The following is a 14,888-nucleotide window of genomic DNA, read 5'->3' on the forward strand; positions in this document are numbered from 1 at the left end:
TGTTGTCGCGTACGGCTCGTGACGCGTACGGCTCGTGACGTGGGCGGCGGCCGGGTCAGCCGCTCAGGCCGCCGTTGATCTCGACGACCTGGCCGGTGAGGTAGGACGCCCGGTCCGAGACCAGGAAGGCGACCAGGTCGGCGACCTCCTCGGGGGTGCCGGCCCGGCCGAGCGGGATGTTCGCGAGGTGGCGCTCGGTCACCTCCGCGGGCAGGGCGGCCGTCATGTCGGTGTCGATCAGGCCGGGCGCCACGGTGTTGGCCCGGATCCCGTACCGGCCGCACTCCTTGGCGAGCGAGCGGGTGAGGCCGATGATCCCCGCCTTGGAGGCCGCGTAGTTGGTCTGGGCGGCGCTGCCGTGCACCCCGGCGATGGAGGAGAGCGTGACGACGGCGCCGCGGCGGCGCTTCATCAGCGCGAAGACGGCCGCCCGGCAGACGTGGAAGGTGCCGGTGAGGTTGGTGTCCACCACGCCGTGCCACTCCTCCTCGCTCATCAGGGCGAGCGGGCGGTCCCGGGTGATCCCGGCGGAGGTGACGACGGCCGACAGCGGGCCGAGCTCCCGCTCGGTCCCGGCGACGAACTCCTTCACCTCCCCGAACTCGGAGACGTCGACCCGCCGGTGGTGGACGCGGGCCCCCGCCTCCTCGGCCGCCTTGGCCGCGGACTCGGCGGCCGCGGTGTCGGAGCGGTAGCAGAAGGCGAGGTCGTAGCCGTCCTCGGCGAGGCGGAGCACGACCGCGCGTCCGATGCCCCGGGAGCCGCCGGTCACCAGCGCGACCGGGCGGGCGGCGGGCGCGGGCGACCCGCCCGTGCCGGTGCCGCTCACCGCGCCGACCCGGTGCTCAGACCGGCCTCGACGAGTTCGCGGACGAGCTGGAAGCTGCCCATCTCGGTCAGCTGCGATTCGTCGATCTTCACGCCGAAGTGCTCCTCGACCCGTACGGCGATCTCCAGCGAGATCAGCGAGTCGACGTCCAGGTCCTCCTTGAAGCGCGCCTCGTCGGTGACTTCCTCGACGGGCAGTTCCAGGGCCCCGGCGACGACGGTGCGCAGCTCCTCGACGTCGAGCTGCGTGTCGGTGTGGTCGGCCATGCGGTGACTCCTCGGCTGGGTGGGGTGGGATCAGGCGGTACGGGCGGGGCCGCTGAGGAAGACCGCGGCGACCGCGTCGTCCTCGGGGCCTCCGCAGGTGGCGAGCGCGGTGTGGGCGGCGTGGGTGTCGAAGTGGGCGACCGCGGCGGCGGCCTGGAGCAGGCCGAGCGCGCCGGAGCAGAGGCCGAGCGAGGCGGTCGGGTCGAGGACGGCCGCGGCCCGGACCGGGGGCGGGTCCTCGGGCGCGCTCTCCTCGCCGGCCGGGCGGTCGGTGAGCCACAGGTCGACGGCGGGCCCGGGGGCCTCGGCCCCGTCCGTGCGGCCGGGGCCGCCCGCGCGGGCGGCGGTGACGGCCGCGGTCAGGTCCGCGCCGCGGGCGCAGCCGGACAGGGTGGCGCGGACCCGGGCGCCGCGGGCGGCGGCGTGCTCGGCCGTCTCGACCACCAGGGCGACCGCGCCGTCCACGGCGGCCGCGCCGAGGAGCTTGGCCACCGCCTCGCCGTCCGGCTCCACGCCGACCACCAGGGCGGTCTCGGCGCGGCCCGCGACGAGCAGCGCGCGGGCCCAGTAGAGGGCGTCCAGGCCGCTGGTGGGGCCGTTGCACAGGGTGACGCTCGGGCCGCGCAGCCCGTGGGCCATGGCGACCGATCCGGCGATCACATTGCTGGAGGTCTGCGGCAGTCCCATCGGGGCGAGGCCGAGCACGGTGTCCCGGGCGATGATGTCGGCGAAGGAGCAGACGCTGTCCAGGATGCCGAAGTTGCTGCTGACCACGACGGCGGTGGCGTCGCCGTTTCCGGTGTATCCGGCGGAGCCGTCCTCGCCGAGCAGTCCGGCGTCCCGCAGGGCGGGCGCGGCGGTGCGCAGGGCGAGCCGGGAGGCGCGGTCCTTGTGCCGCAGATCGCGTCCGAGCAGTCCGGTACGGGGGTCGAAGCCGCCCTCGCGGACGGTGCCGAGGAGTTCATCGGGCAGGGTGAGACCGGGGACGGCCAGGCCCACGCCGGTGACGACGGCCTCGCGGCGGGCGGGCGCCGGGGAGTGTGCGCTGCTCATCGTGCTGCCTCCAGGATCGCGGCGGCGTTGATCCCGCCGAAGCCGAACGCGTCGATCTGGGCGAGCCCCAGCTCGGCGGTGGCGGCCTCCTCGCGCACCAGGCGCAGACCGGCGGCCTCCTCGATGGGGTCGGTGAGGCCGAGGACCGGCGGCACCTGGCCGCGCTGCAGGGCGAGCGCGCCCATGGCGAGGCTCAGCAGCCCGGAGCCGCCGAGGGTGTGGCCGGTCATCGACTTGATGGCGGTCATCAGCGGCCCGCCGGGAGCCGGGAACATCCGCGAGAGGACGGCGGCCTCGGTGGAGTCGTTCTTCGGGGTGCCGCTGCCGTGCAGCAGGACGAGGTCGATGTCGGCCGGGTCGATCTCGGCCCGCCGGTGGGTCTCGCGCAGGACGCGGGCGATGCCCTCCGGGTCGGGGGCGGTGGAGTGCTGGGCGTCGCAGTTCATGCCGACCGCGCGCAGCCGCCCGTGCACCCGGCGGCCGGGGGCGGCCTCGCGGGTGAGCACCACCGCGACCGCGCCCTCGCCCATCAGCATGCCGCGGTGCGAGCGGTCGAAGGGGCGCAGCGCCTCGGGCACGTCGTTCTGGACCCGGTCGAGGGTGCCGAAGGCGCTCTCGCCGATGGCGTCGGTCCCCGCCACCACCACGGTGTCGGCCTCGCCCAGCTCGATCAGATCGGTCCCCATGGCGAGCGCGTAGAGGGTGGCCGCGCAGGCGTTGGCGAAGGTGTACGTACGGGTGGCGCCGTAGCGCTCGCGCAGGGCGGTGCCGAAGTGCAGCGCGTCCGGCTCCAGCGGGGCGCCCTCGCGCCACCACAGTTCGGCGCTGCGCTGCTCCTGGAGGGTGGTGCCGACCAGGACGGGCACCTCGGCGAGGTCCTCGGAATGACCGGCGTCGGCGAGGGCCTGGTCGATCGCCGCGAGCAGCCAGCGGGTGGCGCGGCCGGGCTCGTCGACGCCGGGCCGGGCGCGGTCGTGGATCTCGTAGGCCTGCCGGGCGCGGTACTTCTCGTGGTCGAAGACCTGGAGGGGGCCGAGGCCGCCGCGCCCCGCGCACAGCGAGTCGAAGATCCCGGCGGGGGTGCCGCCGACACAGGCGAGGGCTCCCATCCCGGTGATGTCCCAGCTCATTTTGCCTGCTCCCGAAGTCGGTGGGCGGCCACCTTGCCGGTGGTCGTGGTGGGCAGCGCCTCGACGAACTCCAGCCGCGCCGGGCGCTTGTAGGAGGCGAGGCCGGACCGGATACGGGAGCGCACCGCGCGGCGTACGGCCTCGTGGTCGCCGGCCTGCTCGGGGACGAGGAAGGCCACCGCGCTCTCCAGTCCGTCGGCGTCGCGGGCGGCGACCACGGCGCAGTCGCGGACCCCGTCGACCGCGCGCATCACGGCCTCGATCTCGGCCGGGGGGACCTTGTAGCCGCCGAGGTTGAGGACGTCGTCGACGCGGCACAGGTGGGTGAGGCCGCCGTCGGGGTCCCGGCGGACCAGGTCGCCGGTGTAGGCGCCGCCGTCCGCGAAGGTGACCCGGTCGGCCTCGGGGCGGTTGAGGTAGCCGAGCGAGACGGTGGGGCCCGCGATGTGCAGCCGGCCCTCGGTGCCGTCGGGCACCGGCCGCCCCGCCTCGTCGCGGACGGTGGCGACGACGCCGGGGACGGGCATGCCCGCCCGGCCCGGCATCGGGCGGTCCGGCGGGGTGGCGACGACCACGTGCATCAGCTCGGTGGCGCCGAGGCAGTTGAGCACCGGGGCGCCGAAGGTGTCCTGGATCCGCAGGTACAGCTCGGCCGGGCAGTTCTCCCCCGCGGTCAGGCACAGCCGCAGCGCGGCCACCGCCTCCTCGCCGGGCCCGAGGACGTCCAGCAGGGCCGCGTAGAGGCGCGGTACGGAGCAGAGCACCGTCGGGCGGTGGCGGCGCAGGGCGGCGGTGACGGCGCGCGGGTCGACCGCGCCGCCGATCAGGACGGTCCGCGCACCGGCGTCCAGGGCGCACAGGACGGAGCTGCCGAAGCCGTAGCCGAAGGACATCCGGGCGGTGGAGAGCACGATGTCCTCGGCGCGCAGGGCGAGTTGGGCGCCGAAGCTGTCCAGCATGGCGGTGATCCCGGCGGCGGAGTGCTGCACGCCCTTGGGCTCCCCGGTGCTGCCGGAGGTGTACTGGATCAGGGCGGCCCGGTCGGCGCGGTGCACCGCGGGCTCCCCGGCGAGTCCGGGGCGGCGGGCGCCGTTGGGGCCGCCGCCGCGCAGCCCGGCGCGGACCTCCTCGCCGGTGAGCAGGACGCGGCCCCCGGCCGCCCGGGCGGAGGCCGGATCCCGGTGCGCCGGGGCGGAGTCCAGGTGGAGGACCCCGGCGGCGCAGTCCGCGGCGATGTGCTCCCGTTCGCCCTCGCCGAGCAGGGGGCTGACCGGTACGGGGACGCAGCCGTGCCACCAGAGCCCGAGGACCGCGGCGACGGTGGCCACCGAGTCCTCGGCGACGACCACCGCGCGGGTACCGGGCGCCACCCCGAGCCCCGCCAGCGCTCCGGCGTAGCCGCGGGCCGCCTCGTACAGCTCGCGGTAGCCGATGTCGCCGAGGGCGGGGTCGGTGTAGGCGGTCCGGTCGCCGTGCCCGGCGTCGAGGTGACGGCCGACGAGGCGCCGGACCAGGTCGGTGGGGGCCGGAGGTGCCTGGGGGGTGGTGGGGGGCGGCGATGTGCGCGGGCGTCTCCCGGCTGCCGGGACGGGGGCGGTGTCCGGCGCGGGGGCGGTGTCCGGCGCGCGGTCGGCGCGCGGCACGCGGTCGGCGCTCGGCGCGGCGTCGGTGTCCGGAACACGGTCGGGGTCCGGAACGGCGTCGGCGCCCGGAACGCGGTCGGCGCCCGGCAGTTGCTCCCCCGCGGGCGCCGGGGCACGCGAGGCACCGGTGGCGGGAGGGCTGTCCGTACCGGAGGGACCGCCCCCGCCGGAGGGACCGCCCCCATGGGAGAGACCGGCGCCGCCGGAAGCCTTCTCCGTACGGGCAGCCTTCTCCGTACCGGAAGCACTCTCCGTACCGGAAGCCTTCTCCGTACCGGAAGCACTCTCCGTACCGGAAGCCTTCTCCGTGCCGGAAGCACGCACCGCACCCGGCAGGCCGCCCGTACCCGAAGGGCTCCCCGTCGCGAGCAGGCCCGCCGCGTCGAGGACGCTGTCGACCGCGGCGAACTCCTCGTCGGCGAGGGCGAGTCCGAAGCTGCGCTCGATGCGCGCGGCGATCTCCACCTTCTCCAGGGAGTCCAGGTTCAGGTCCTGCCGGAAGGAGGCGTCGGCGGGTATCTCGGCGAGGTCGAGTTCGAGAACGGTGGCCACGATGTGGCGCAGCCGCTCCACGGCGTCGGATGTCCGCTCAGGGGGCACGGGCGCGCTCCTTGTCGGGCCGGGGGGCCTTCCGGTGGCAACGGCTCCGGGTCTTCCGGAGAGCCGTCAGGACCGTAGCCGAGCCGGATTCGGTGCGGCAGCGACCGTCCGGGAGTCCGTCAAGTCCGTTTCTGGGGAGGGCTGTCGGTGCTTGTGCGACCGGTTCCGCAGAGCGCGCGGGGGCCGCGCCCGGGCGGGCGGGCGCCGACCTGACGCACTTTCCGCACCGTGCTGGCGGCCGCCGGGAGCCCGCCCTAGCTTTCCGTGGACGAGCCGCCGCCGCGGACTGCCCGTGCCAGGGCCGCACCGGCGACGGCTTGTCCGGTGCCCGCGCCGGGGCGCACCGCGCACCGGTGCCGCACGGGGTGCCGGCGCGGCACCGGCCCGGTGGTGACGTCCACGGAAGATTTCCCCGATCGAAGTCAGGTGATCTCATGCCGCTCACGCCCAAAACGATGCTGACCCCGCAGGCGCGCCAAGACCTCGCGGAGCTTTCCGGTCTCGGCGGCGGCAATGCCTGGCGGATCGCCGCCGAGACGAATCCGGCGGCGGACCTTCCGGTGCTGCTCGCCGACAAGCCGCTGGCCGGTACGGACGGGGAGTTGCGCACGGAGTTCAGCCTGCGCGAGCTGGACGCCCTGGCCGACGCCTGGTCGGCCTGGTACCTGGACCGGGGGGTGGGGCCGCGCGACCGGGTCGGCGTCTTCCTCGCGGACACCTTCGCGTACCAGGTGCATCTGACGGCGCTTGCCCGGATCGGCGCGATCGGCGTACTGATCAACGGCCGGATGCTGCCCGAGCTCGCCCTCGGCCTGGTCCGGCGCACCGGCGCCGTCGGCCTGTTCACCGACCGGGAGCGGCTGGCCCTGTTCGGCGGGCGCGAGCGCGAACTGCCCGAGCTGCGCTGGACCGCCCTGGACGAGGAGGTGGGGGTGCTCGGCGCCCGCGCCCCGCGCCCCGCGGACCTGTTCCGGCACGGCGACGACGACGCCGTCGTCATCTGCCACTCCTCGGGGACCACCGGCAATCCCAAGCCGGTGATCTGGACCCACCGCCAGAGCGTCTCGGGCGCCTGCTACCGGCTGCTCAACCACCCGGAGCCGGAGGACGTCCTGGTGCTCGCGGGCGCGCCGCAGTCGCACTCCAGCGCCATCGCCTTCACCTACTACTCGCTGCTCGCCGGGGTGCCCACCGTCGGCTGGTCCGACCCGACCGGGCCGGGCATCGCCCGGGGCTGCGCCACCCACCGCCCGAGCGTGGTCCTCGCCTTCAACGAGGCCCTCTCGCACCTGGCGACCCATGAGCCCGACCCGGCGGACTTCGCCTCCGTCGAGGTGTGGGTGAACCTCGGGGACTGCGGCCACGACGCGCACATGCGGCGGCTGATGGCGCTCGGACGCACCGCCGTCGAGGGCGGGCACGTACCCGGTTCGATCATCGACGACGGCCTCGGCTCCTCCGAGCTGGGCTGGGCCGCGCTGCGCAAGGTCCTCACCCAGGACTCCCCGGCGCGCGCCCGGCACCTGGGCACCCGGGTGCCGATCGCCGAGGTGGCGGTGCTCCACGAGGACGGCACCGAGGCGGGCCCGGACGAGGTCGGCCTGCTCGGGGTGCGCAGCGAGTCGGTGGCCCACGGCTACTGGAACGACTCCGACACCACCTACCGGTCGATGCTCTCCGGCTACTGGCTCTCCGGCGACCTGGTGCGCCGCTCGGCCGACGGCGAGTTCTACCACGTGGACCGGGCGGTGGACCGGATCCGCACCGCGGAGGGCGACGGCTACTCGGCCCTGATGGAGGAGGAACTGCTGCTCGGCATCGAGGAGTTGGCCGACTGCTCGGTGGTCGCGGGACAGGACCGCGGCCGCACCGTACCGGTGGGACTGGTGACGCTCCGTCAGGACGTGGCGCCCGAGGCGCTGTTGCGGCGGGCCAACGCGATCCTGACGGAGGCCGGGCAGCCCGCGCTGGCGCTCCTGGAGATCGCGCCCTCCCCCGAGGACGTCCCGCTCGGCCCGACCGGCAAGGTGCTCAAGCGCCAACTGCGGGAGAGGTACGCGGACTTGGCGGAGTACCGCCCGGCCGACCCGGCGGCGGTGGCCCGCGCCGAGGGCACCGCGGCGGCGGGCGCGTGAGCGCGTCCTCCGCCGCGGCGACCGGACCGGGGGCCGCGGTCCCCGGTCCGGCGGACCCGCTCGGCGCCATGCCGGACGGCCCCTCCGAGGCGGTCGCGGCCTGGGTCAACGAGGCCGGGGCCGCGACCCTGGCCGGGCGGATGGGCATGGTCTTCCAGGAGGCCGGCCCCGAGCGGGTGGTGGCGACCATGCCGGTGGCCGGGAACACGCAGTTGCAGCGGATCCTGCACGGCGGGGCCTCGGCGGCCTTCGCGGAGTCGCTCGGCTCGCTGGGCGCGGCGCTGCACGCCGGTGCGGGGCGGATCGCCGTCGGGGTGGACCTCAACGCCACCCACCACCGGCCGGTGCGCTCCGGCACGGTGACGGGGGTCGCGACCGCGCTGCACCTCGGCGACTCCTCCGCCAGCTACGAGGTCGTGGTCACCGACGAGGCGGGCCGCCGGGTCTGCACGGCGCGGCTCACCTGCGCCCTGCACGGCGCACGCGGGCGCGTACGCGGGCGCGAGCGCGGGTGACGCAAAGGCGCGCCTGCGGACCACGGCGGGGGCCGGAGCCGAAGAGACTGTTCCCGTCCCTGGGCCCTGCCACGAACTCGGCCTCCGACTCCGCGGCCTGACACCCCATCGAGCTGCACAGATCCCCGAGGAATACCCCATGACCACCCTGCAAGACCCCCACGAGACAGGGACCGAGGCGCCGCCCGTCCTGCGCACCGGGCCGGTTCTCCTGGTGCTGTTGTCGGCCATGTTCTTCGCCCAGTTCGACTTCTTCGTCGTGAACGTGGCCGCGCCGTCCATGGAGGAGAGCATCCACGCCAGCTCCGCGGCGCTCGAACTGGTCGTCGGCGGCTACGCCTTCGCCTACGCGGCCGGGATGATCACCGGCGGGCGGCTCGGCGACGGCTACGGCCACCGCCGCCTGTTCGTCATCGGCACGCTCGCCTTCGGCGCGACCTCGCTGCTGTGCGGGCTGGCGGACACCCCCGGGCAGCTGATCGCCGCCCGGCTCGCCCAGGGACTCGCCGGGGCGGTCATGGTGCCGCCGGTGCTCGCCGTGGTCACCGCCTACTTCCCGGACGAGAAGAAGCCGCGCGCGATGGCCTGGTACGGGGTCGCCGCAGGGCTCGGCTCCATCGCCGGGCAGGTCTTCGGCGGCGGCCTGGTGGCCTCCGACTTCGCCGGGCTCGGCTGGCGCACGATCTTCCTGATCAACGTGCCCTTCTGCCTGGTCATCGCCTTCGCCGCGATGAAGGTGCTGCCCGCCCACACCCGCCGCGAGAAGGTCGGCCTGGACCCGATGGGCGCGGTCGGCGTCTCGCTCGCGCTTGCCCTGCTGCTCGTCCCGCTGACCACCGGCCACGCCTCCGGCTGGCCGGCCTGGACCTGGATCAGCATGGCGCTGGCCCTCCCGGTGGGCGCGGTCACCCTGTGGTGGCAGCGGACGCTGGCGGCCCGCGGCGGCAACCCGGTGCTCGTGATGTCCCTGTTCCGCAGCGCCTCCTTCCGCGGCGGCGTGATCGCCAGTGTGGCCTTCATGGTCTACTTCGGCAGCTTCATGTTCACCCTGACGCTGCTGCTGCAGTCCGGGCTCGGCCTCGACCCGCTGGAGGCGGGCCTGGTCTTCTCGCCGATGGGCGTGATGTTCACGGCGACCTCGATGGTCGGCGGCCGGCTCACCGGGCGCTGGGGCATGAACGCCCTGGTGGTCTCCGGCGGGGTGACCGCGCTCGGCCTCGCGATGCTGGCGCTGCGCCTGATCGCGGCCGACACCGACACCGGAGTGCCGTACATCGTCCTGTGCCTCTGCCTGATCGGCGGCGGCAACGGCGTGGTGCTGCCCGCCCTGTTCGGCGCGGCGCTCACCACGGTCCGCCCGCAGGACGCCGGTACCGCCTCCGGCATCCTCACCACCAGCCAGCAGTTCGCCAGCGCCGCCGGTGTCGCGGCCGTCGGCGCCCTGTTCTTCGCCGTGGCGGGCGGGGACGCCACGGGGCGCGACTGGTCCGTCGCGATGGCCTGGGCGACCGGGGTGAGCTTCCTGCTCGTCCTCGTCGTGATGGCCACCACCTGGACCTTCAAGCGCTTCAGCCCGCCCCCCTCGCGCACCTGAGTCCGCGGGGACGGGTCCGCCCCGTCCCCGCCCCCTCCCACCGAGAGGCGACACGCATGTGTGGAATAGCAGGCTGGGTCTCCTTCGACCCGGACGTCCCCGTCACGGCCGAGGTCGCCCAGGCGATGACCGACACCATGGTCTGCCGCGGCCCCGACGCCGAGGGGCTGTGGACCACCCCGACCGTGGCGCTCGGCCACCGGCGGCTGTCCGTGGTCGACCCGGCCGGCAGTGCCCAGCCGATGTTCTTCGCACGCGAGGGCGAGGTGGTGGTCGCCCTCAGCTACAGCGGCGAGGTCTTCAACTACCGTGAACTGCGGCAGGAGTTGCTCGGCCGCGGGCACACCTTCCGGACCGCCGGTGACACCGAGGTGGTGCTCCGCGCCTACCTGGAGTGGGGCGAGGACGTCACCGAGCACCTCAACGGCCAGTACGCCTTCGCCCTCTGGGACGCCCGGAGCGAGGAACTGCTCCTGGTCCGCGACCGCCTGGGCATCAAGCCGCTCTACTACCAGCCCGTCCCCGGCGGCCTCCTCTTCGGCTCGGAACCCAAGGCGATCCTGGCCCACCCCCGGATCCGGCCCGCGATCGACGCCGAGGGCTTCGCCGAACTCCTCGGCTTCACCAAGACCCCGGGCCACGCCCTCTACAAGGGGATGTACGAGCTGCGCCCCGGCCACACCCTGCGGATCGGCCGCGGCGGCATCGCGGTGCGCCGCTACTGGGCGGTGGAGTCCTACGAGCACACCGACGACCTGGACACCACCATCGGCCGGGTACGGGAACTCCTGGAGGACATCGTCGACCGCCAGCTGGTGGCCGACGTACCCGTGGGGACCCTGCTCTCCGGCGGCCTGGACTCCAGCATCATCACCGCCCTCGCCGCCCGCCGCAGGACCGCCCCGATCAAGTCCTTCGCCCTGGACTTCGCCCGGCACGCCGACACCTTCCGCGCCGACGACTGGCGCGGCACCCCGGACGCCCCCTTCGCGGAGCTGCTCGCCCGGCACGTCGGCTCCGACCACCGGGTCGTCTCGCTGCCCTCCGAGGCGCTGCTCGACACCACCGCCCGCGAGGCGGTCATGCGCGCCCGCGACCTGCCCTTCGACCTCGGGGACGGCGACACCTCGCTCTACCTGCTCTTCCAGGAGGTGCGCCGGCACTGCACGGTGGCCCTGTCCGGCGAGTCCGCCGACGAGATCTTCGGCGGCTACCGGTGGTTCAACCACCCCGAGACCCTCGCCGCGGAGACCTTCCCCTGGCTCGCGCCGCCCTTCGGCACCGGCATCGCCGGACCCGGCAGCGGCCCGGGCGAGTCCCTGATCAACCGGGACCTGCTGACCAAGATCGACCTCGGCGGCTACCGCGTCCGGCGCTACCACGAGGCCCTCGCCGAAGTCCCGTACCTGCGAGGGGAGTCGGCCGCCGACCGCCGGATGCGCGAGATCGGCTACCTGCACCTGACCCGCTTCCTGCCCTGGATGCTCGACCGCAAGGACCGGGCCAGCATGGCGGCGAGCCTGGAGGTCCGGGTGCCCTTCTGCGACCACCGCCTGGTGGAGTACGTCTTCAACACCCCCTGGGCGATGAAGTCCTTCGACGGCCGGGAGAAGAGCCTGCTGCGCGCCGCCACCCGCGACCTGCTGCCCGCGGAGATCGCCGACCGGGTCAAGGCGCCGTACCCGATCACCCGGGACCCGCACTACCTCGAAGGGCTGCGGACCTCCCTCAAGCGCGTCACCGAGGGCCCCGCCGCGCCCGTACGGGAGCTGCTGGACGAGGAGGCGCTCGCCGCCGCCACCGCGGACGACCCGGCCCCGGGCTACCGCACCGGCACCGAGCTGGTCCTCGCCCTGGACTTCTGGCTGCGCACCCAGGACGTCGACCTGGAGCTCTGAGCCCCGCCCCGCACCACGACGGCGGGCCGCCCCACCGGGCGGCCCGCCGTCCGCGCGTCAGACGCCGAGCGTGGCGCCGCCGTCCACCGTCAGCTCGTGCAGGGTGATGTGGCCGGCCTCCTCCGACAGCAGGAAGAGGACGGCGTTGGCGACATCGCTCGGCACGGCCAGCTTGCCCAGCGGGATACCCCCCTTGAAGCTCTCCAGGGACCCCTCGACGGTGGCCTTGCGGCTGCTCTCGTCCTCCTCGTCCCACATCCCGGTCAGCATCGGGGTGTCGGTGGAGCCGGGCGCCACGACATTGCAGCGGATCCCGTAGCGGGCCACCTCCAGTCCGAGGCTCTTGGTGAACAGCGTGGCGGCGGCCTTGGAGGCGCAGTAGGCCGCCATCCCGGTCCTCGCCACCAGGGCGGCGTTGGAGGCCACCGTGACGACGGCCCCGCCGCCGCGCGCGACCATGGCGCGCACCACGGCCCGGGAGACATGGAAGACACCGTCCGCGTTCACGCCGAAGGTGGTCCGCCAGTCCTCGTCGGTGAGGTCGAGCACCGGCTTGAAGCGCATCACCCCGGCCACGTTGACCAGGAAGTCCAGCGGCCCGAGCCGGCTCTCGGCGGCGGCCACCACCGCGTCCACCTCGGCGCTGTCGGAGACGTTCGCGGGGAACGCCTCGATACGGTGCCCGTCCCCGGCCAGGGCCGCGACCGTCTCGCCGAGGCGCCCGGCGTCCCGGTCGACCGCCGCCACCCGCACCCCTCGCCCCACCAGAGCCCGGGCTACGGCAGCGCCGATACCGCCCGCCGCGCCGGTGACCAGAGCGACCTTGTTCTGCATGAGCGTCTCCAAGTTGGCTGGACTGACGGGGATTCCACCGGACCCGGGCACCACACGGCACCGGGCACGGCTCTCGTACGGCCGCCGAGGACCCGGCGGCCGAGCAGGCGGGAGGCCCGGCTAACGCGGGGCCCCGGGGAGGGGACGAGCCGTACCGGCGCGGCCGGGAGGCGGTCCGGACGTACAGAACCGGACAACGTCGGGGCGCCGGAACAGGAGAGGGGAAGGGCGGCGGAGGGTCCCGCCGCGGCGAGAAAACGCTGTCTTCGCTCCGCTGAGCATCTCTCGGCGGGGAGCGGGCGTGCGGCGCCGGGCCACCGCCGCGTCCCGGGCGGAACAGCAGATGACCGAAAATGAACGGTCCGCTCCGCCCCCGCGGCAGTTACATGTTCTTGTCATGATCCCGCGCATCGGACGGTTCTCAGGGGGAGGACGGGAGAGCCGGGAGGCGGGAGATCACCGGGGTGGAGCCCAGCGCCCTCACCATCCTGGAACTGCTGGCCGAAGGTGCTCCGGCCGAACGGCTCCAGGCCTTCGCCGCCCGGGCCCGCCGCGGCGAGTCGGACGCGCGGAGCCTCGCGGCCGTCGAGGAGGGGGTCCGGCTCGCCCGGACCGTCCACGAGCGGTGCGAACAGCGGCGCCAGCGGGAGGCCGGACTGTCCGCCCTGCTGAGCGTCGCCCTGGAACTCGCGGGGCCCCTCGGCCCGCGCTCCCTCCTGGACCTGGTCACCCGGCGGGCCCGCCTGCTGCTCGGGACCGACCTGGCCTGCGTCGTGCTGCCCGGCGCGGACGGCGGCCCGGCCCTCGTCCGCGCGGCGGACGGCCATGTCTCGGCCCGTACCGTCGGCCTCGCCCTGCCCACCCTCGCCGACCTCGGCGACGCCGCGGTCACCGGCGCCATCCCGGTCTGGACCCCCGACTACCCGCACGACGAGCGCGTCCGGCACAGCCCCGCGCTGGACGCGGCGGTCGCGGCCGAGGGGGTGCGCGGGGTCCTGGTGGCACCGCTCGGCCGCGGCGGACCCGGCGGCGCCCTCTACCTCGCCGACCGCAGCCCCCGGCACTTCACGCACGAGGAGATCTCCCTGGTGGGCCTGCTCGGCGAACTCGTGGGCGCCGCCCTGGAGAAGGCCACCGCCCTGGAGCGGGCCCGCACCGAGCTGTCCGCCCTCAGCACCCGCCACGAGCAGTCCGAGCGGCGGCTGCGGACCACCGCCGAGCTGCGCGAGCTGCACCACCGCCTGATCGGCCGGGCCCTGGAGGGGGCGGCCCCCTCCGCGCTGACCGAGGCCGCCGCGGCCCGGACCGGCGGCGCGCTGCGCGTCCTCGCCGCCGACGGCACCGTGCTCGACACCACCGGCGGCGCCCCGGCCTGGGGCGACGAGGAGGGCGACGGGCCCGCGACGGTGGCCGCGCACACCGCGGGCCGCCCGGTCGCCCTGGGCGAGGGCCGCTGGGCCGCCCCGGTCAGGGCCCGGGGCACGGCCCTCGGCACCGTCCTGCTGCGGCAGGACCGTCCGGTCACCGACACCGACGTACAGGTCCTCGGCATCCTCGCCGAGGCGATGGCCGTGCTGCTGCTCGGCGTCGAGGCCGGTTCCTCCGCGGCCCCGGGCCGCCGCCGCGACGGACACCTGGACGACCTGCTCACCGGCCCCTCGCCGCTGGTCGGGCAGACCGGGCGCTACCCCCTGGACCCCGGGCGGCCGCATGTCGTCCTGGTCGCCCTGACGAAGACCGGCGAGCTGGGCCGGGCGGTCGCCTGGGCGGCGCTGCACGCCCACCGCACCGGCGGGCTCGCGGGCGAGCGGCGCGATCTGCTCGTCCTGGTCCTGCCGGGCACCGACCCGGGCCAGGCCGCCCGCGCCGTCATGGACGAGCTGGCGCCGCTGCTCGACGGGGCCGTGACCCTCGCCGGGGCGGGACCCGTGACCCACCAGGCCGCCGCCTCGGCCGCGTTCGAGGAGGCCCACCAGTGCCTCGACGCGATGATCGCCCTCGGCGCCACCGGCTGCGCCGCCTCCGCCCGCGAACTCGGCTTCTTCGGGGCGCTGCTCTCCGACGACCGGGACGTCCCCGCCTTCGTCCACGCGGCGATCGGCCCCGTCCTCGACTACGACCGGCAGCGGTTCACCGAGCTGACCAAGACCCTGGAGGCCTGGTTCCGCTCCGGCGGCAGCCCGACCTACGCCGCCCAGCAGCTCTTCGTCCACCCCAACACCGTCAGCCGCCGGCTGGAGCGGATCGGCGGACTGCTCGGCCCCGACTGGCAGCAGCCCGACCACACGCTGAAGATCCAGCTCGCCCTGCGGCTGCACGGCATCCGGCAGTCCCTGCTCGCGCGGCGCGGCGGCGCGCCGGACGAGATCACCGGGCGCCCCGGGTAGCCGC

11 protein-coding genes are annotated in these 14,888 nt (G+C 75.2%); 5 read left to right on the forward strand and 6 right to left on the reverse strand.

Features of this window, described 5'->3' with window-relative positions; all coding sequences use genetic code 11:
- Positions 1-55: 55 nt before the first annotated feature.
- The 5 genes from fabG to HFV08_RS03850 are packed head-to-tail and all read right to left on the reverse strand — an operon-like array spanning position 56 to position 5,521.
- Positions 56-829, reverse strand: coding sequence for a 3-oxoacyl-ACP reductase FabG (fabG, locus tag HFV08_RS03830; protein WP_168535889.1), 774 nt, complete (start codon positions 827-829; stop codon positions 56-58).
- The gene (locus tag HFV08_RS03835) at positions 826-1,095 is read right to left on the reverse strand and encodes an acyl carrier protein (RefSeq protein WP_168535891.1); all 270 of its coding nucleotides are present in this window, start codon (positions 1,093-1,095) and stop codon (positions 826-828) included. The genes fabG and HFV08_RS03835 overlap by 4 nt, the downstream gene beginning before the upstream one ends.
- Positions 1,096-1,125: 30 nt before the next feature.
- Entirely contained in the window at positions 1,126-2,148 is a 1,023-nt protein-coding gene (locus HFV08_RS03840) for a beta-ketoacyl synthase N-terminal-like domain-containing protein (RefSeq protein WP_168535893.1), read from the reverse strand.
- On the reverse strand, positions 2,145-3,278 hold the full coding sequence (locus tag HFV08_RS03845) for a beta-ketoacyl-[acyl-carrier-protein] synthase family protein (protein ID WP_168535895.1): 1,134 nt from the start codon (positions 3,276-3,278) through the stop codon (positions 2,145-2,147). Before HFV08_RS03845 ends, HFV08_RS03840 begins: the two co-directional genes overlap by 4 nt.
- Positions 3,275-5,521: an AMP-binding protein gene (locus HFV08_RS03850; RefSeq protein ID WP_168535897.1), complete on the reverse strand. Its 2,247-nt coding sequence runs from the start codon at positions 5,519-5,521 to the stop codon at positions 3,275-3,277. Before HFV08_RS03850 ends, HFV08_RS03845 begins: the two co-directional genes overlap by 4 nt.
- Before the next feature lie 434 nt (positions 5,522-5,955).
- Here HFV08_RS03850 and HFV08_RS03855 point away from each other — a divergent pair, with 434 nt between their 5' ends.
- The 4 genes from HFV08_RS03855 (at position 5,956) to asnB (ending at position 11,663) form a co-directional block, all read left to right on the forward strand.
- Complete coding sequence (locus HFV08_RS03855) at positions 5,956-7,656, forward strand: class I adenylate-forming enzyme family protein (RefSeq protein WP_168535898.1); 1,701 nt, start codon at positions 5,956-5,958, stop codon at positions 7,654-7,656.
- Positions 7,657-7,724: 68 nt separating this feature from the next.
- The gene (locus HFV08_RS03860; protein ID WP_168536523.1) at positions 7,725-8,171 is read left to right on the forward strand and encodes a hotdog fold thioesterase; all 447 of its coding nucleotides are present in this window, start codon (positions 7,725-7,727) and stop codon (positions 8,169-8,171) included.
- A gap of 139 nt (positions 8,172-8,310) precedes the next feature.
- Positions 8,311-9,765, forward strand: a complete 1,455-nt coding sequence (locus tag HFV08_RS03865; RefSeq protein WP_168535899.1) for an MFS transporter — start codon at positions 8,311-8,313, stop codon at positions 9,763-9,765.
- A gap of 56 nt (positions 9,766-9,821) precedes the next feature.
- Positions 9,822-11,663 (forward strand): asparagine synthase (glutamine-hydrolyzing), encoded by a 1,842-nt coding sequence (gene asnB, locus HFV08_RS03870; RefSeq protein ID WP_040253162.1) that lies wholly within the window; start codon positions 9,822-9,824, stop codon positions 11,661-11,663.
- Positions 11,664-11,720: 57 nt separating this feature from the next.
- On the opposite strand, the gene HFV08_RS03875 is transcribed toward asnB, so the two are convergent.
- On the reverse strand, positions 11,721-12,497 hold the full coding sequence (locus tag HFV08_RS03875; RefSeq protein ID WP_168535900.1) for a 2,3-dihydro-2,3-dihydroxybenzoate dehydrogenase: 777 nt from the start codon (positions 12,495-12,497) through the stop codon (positions 11,721-11,723).
- A 464-nt stretch (positions 12,498-12,961) separates the two neighbouring features.
- Here HFV08_RS03875 and HFV08_RS03880 point away from each other — a divergent pair, with 464 nt between their 5' ends.
- Entirely contained in the window at positions 12,962-14,884 is a 1,923-nt protein-coding gene (locus HFV08_RS03880) for a helix-turn-helix domain-containing protein (protein WP_168535901.1), read from the forward strand.
- The last annotated feature ends 4 nt before the right edge of the window (positions 14,885-14,888 follow it).

It is taken from the genome of Streptomyces physcomitrii, from assembly GCF_012273655.1.
In the GTDB taxonomy this organism is placed as follows: domain Bacteria; phylum Actinomycetota; class Actinomycetes; order Streptomycetales; family Streptomycetaceae; genus Streptomyces; species Streptomyces physcomitrii.